Origin of the sequence: Streptomyces sp. NPDC002889, from assembly GCF_042888425.1 — a bacterium.
GTDB lineage: Bacteria > Actinomycetota > Actinomycetes > Streptomycetales > Streptomycetaceae > Streptomyces.
Genome location: NZ_JBIAPT010000068.1, coordinates 1 through 3,393, shown reverse-complemented (window position 1 = coordinate 3,393; position 3,393 = coordinate 1). Strand labels below are relative to the sequence as shown.

The 3,393-nt window shown below is 71.2% G+C and carries 1 protein-coding gene; it reads right to left on the bottom strand.

Annotation, left to right across the window (positions count from 1 at the left end; genetic code table 11):
* Nucleotides 1–3,393 (bottom strand): amino acid adenylation domain-containing protein (locus ACFYWI_RS38340; protein ID WP_389240793.1); only part of this gene is annotated, 3,393 nt, incomplete at both ends.

Below are 3,393 nucleotides of genomic sequence, written 5' to 3'. Positions count from 1 at the left end.
AGGACGTGCTGGTACGGGGTGCCGTCGACCTCGGGGAACACTGTGCGCAGGCTCTCGTGCCGGGCGACCAGATCGCCCAGCGCGGCACGCAGCGCGTCGCGGTCCAGCTCGCCCGTGAGCCGCAGCGCGAGCGGGATGTTGTAGGTGGCGCTCGGCCCTTCCATCTTGTGGATGAACCACAGCCGGCGCTGGGCGAACGACAGCGGCATGCCCTCGGGCCGCTGCTGCACCGTGAGCGCCAGCCGTCCGGGCCCGGCAGTGTCCAGGCGCGCCGCCACCGAGGCCGGGGTCGGGCTCTCGAACAGCGCCCGCAGTTCCAGCTCGACGCCGAAGGCAGCCCGGATGTGGGCGATCAGGCGGGTGGCGAGCAGTGAGTGTCCGCCCAGGTCGAAGAAGTCGTCGTCGACCCCGACCCGCGGCAGCCCCAGGACCTGCGCGAACAGGTCGCACACGATCTGCTCCTGCGGAGTGCGCGCCTCCCTGCCCGACCCCGTCGGCATGAACTCCGGTGCCGGCAGCGCGGCCCGGTCCAGCTTGCCGTTGGCCGTCAGAGGGAGTCGGTCGAGGGGGACGATGGCGGTGGGGTGCATGTAGTCGGGGAGATGGTGACGGGCATGTTCGCGGAGGGCGGTGACGAGGGCGCCGGTGCCGCGGCCGGTGGCGGGGTTGGTCGTCCAGGTGGAGAGGGGCGTGGCTAAGGCGCCGCTGTTGACGGGTGCGTAGGTGCCGACCGGGGCGCCGTCGGCCAGCCGGCTCCGGGCGACGAAGACGACGTCGACGGTGTCGGAATCGTGGGTGTTCCAGGTGACGCCGGTCCAGTAGCCGTGTTCGTCGCCCAGGTGGTGGAAGACCTCGAGATCGACGTGCGGAGTGCGCGGACCGGTCGGGGACGTGCCGGCTTCGAGGGCGTGCTGTACGGCGAGGTCGTGCGCGATGCGCGAGTTCGGGACGCCGGTGACGCGCAGCCGGTCGGGCCGCTCGGTGCGCAGGTGATCGGTGAGGGCGCCGATGTCCTGGGGCCAGGGCTGGGTGGGGGCGCTGGTGAGGGGGTGGGGGGTGATGCCGGTCTTGTAGAGGGTGGCGTCGTAGCGGTAGCGGGTGAGCTCGTTGTGGGCGGTGCCGCGTTTGAGCTGGATGTCGGCGCCGGCGATGTCGGGGATGTGGTGGGCGAGGGCGGTGAAGTACTCGGGGTCGACGAGGAGTTCTTTTTCGAGGACGAGGCTGTGTTCGACGGCGCGGCGGATGGCTGCGGTGTCGGTCGGGTCGTCGGCGCGCGCGGAGTGGACGGCGGCGGTGAAGGTGTGGAGGAGCCGGGGGTTGCGGACGTCGCCGATGAATAGGGCCCCGCCGGGGGTGAGAGCGCGGAAGGCGTGGTGGAGGACCTGTTCGAGGTAACCGGCGTTCGGGAAGTACTGGACGACCGAGTTGAGCACGATGGTGTCGAAGTGGTCGTGGGGGAGGTTGCCGAAGTCGTGGGCCGGCTGGGTCCGGAGGCGGACCCGGGAGGAGAGGACGGGATCCTCGTCGACGTGGCGCTGAAGGTCCTTGATGACGGTGGGGGAGAAGTCGGTGCCCCAGTACTCGTCGCAGTGGGGGGCGAGTCCGGCGAGGAGGAGACCGGTGCCCACGCCGATCTCGAGGACGCGGTGGGGGTTGAGGCTCTTGACCCGGTCGACGGTCGTGTCGCGCCATTCCCGCATCTCGGGCAGCGGGATCGGTCGGCCGTCGTAACTGCTGTTCCAGCTTGCGAAGTTCTCGCCGAACGCCGTCTCCGGCGCGGTGGTGTAGACGGAGTCGTAGAGATCCTGCCATTCGCCCAGCTGGTCCTGCTCGACATGCTCGTCGTGCGCATGCGCCGAGGTGTCGGCGATGACGTAGGCGACCAGTCGGGCGTCACCGGGCTGGTCCTGACGGACGGTGACGGCGGCCTGGGCGACGTCGGGGTGGTCGGTGAGGACTTTTTCGATTTCGCCGGGTTCGATGCGGAAGCCGCGGATCTTGACCTGGTGGTCGGTGCGGCCGATGAACTCCAGTTCGCCGTCCGGGTTCCAGCGCGCCAGGTCTCCGGTCCGGTACATCCGGGCGCCCGGTTCGAGGCCGTAGGGGTCGGCGACGAAGCGTTCGGCGGTCAGGCCCGGCCGGCCCAGGTAGCCGCGGGCCACCCCGGCTCCCGCGATGTAGAGCTCGCCCACCACGCCGGGCGCGACCGGCTGCAGGCCGCTGTCCAGGACGTACATCCGAGTGTTGGCGATCGGCCGGCCGATCGGCGGGGTGCCCGCCCCGCCGGACAGGTCCGCGGCGGTCGACCAGATGGTGGTCTCGGTCGGCCCGTACAGGTTGGTCAGGTCCTCCGTGAGCGTGCGCATGGACTCGGCGAGGGGGAGGGGCAGTGCCTCGCCGCCGACCAGCATGCGCAGGCCCCGCAGGGACTCCGGGTCGTGCGCCACCAGCAACTGCCACAGCGACGGGGTTCCCTGCAGGACGGTGACCCCGTGCCGGGCGATCAGGTCGAACACGGCGGACGGCTGCGGGACGGCCTCCTTGGGTGCGAGGACGACAGCGGCGCCTGAGAGCAGCGGGTGGTAGAACTCCAGCGCGGCGATGTCGAAGGCGACCGTGGTGACCGCGAGCAGCCTCTCCTCGGGCCGGAGCGGGATCTTCTGCCGCATGGCCACCAGGAAGTTGAGCAGCGCGGCGTGCGGCACGACCACGCCCTTGGGTCGGCCGGTCGAGCCGGAGGTGTAGATCACATACGCGGCGTCGGCGGGCCGCAGCGGCGCGGCGCGGTCGGCGTCGACCGGGTCGGTGTCGGGGCAGCCCGCCAGCAGCGCTTGGACGTCGGCGGAGTCCAGCACCAGCCGCTGCGACGAGCCACCGCCCGGGATCCGCCGGTCCGTCCCCGTGGTGGTGAGCAGCAGGGTGGGCCGGGCGTCCTCGAGCACGTACTCGATGCGCCCGGCCGGGTGGTCCGGGTCCAGCGGCAGGTATGCGGCGCCGGACTTGAGCACCGCCAGGAGTGCGATGACGAGGTCGGCCGAGCGCGGCAGGGCGAGGGCGATCACCCGGTCCGGGCCGGCGCCCCGCCGCAGCAGAGCGTGGGCCAACCGGTTGGCGCGGCTGTTCAGTTCCGCGTAGGTCAGGGTGGTTTCCCCCGTGATCAGCGCCACGGCGTCCGGCGTGGTCGCCGACTGCTTCGCGAAGCGGACCGGCAGCAGGTCGTCTCCGGTCTCGACCGCGGTGTCCAGCCAGGTGTCCAGCACCTGACGCTGTTCTTCGGGGGTGAGGAGGTTGATGTGGTTGAGGGGTTGGTCGGGGTGGGTGGTGGCGGTGTTGAGGAGGTGTATCCAGCGGTTGAAGAGGGTGTGGACGGTGGTGGGGTCGTAGATGTCGCTG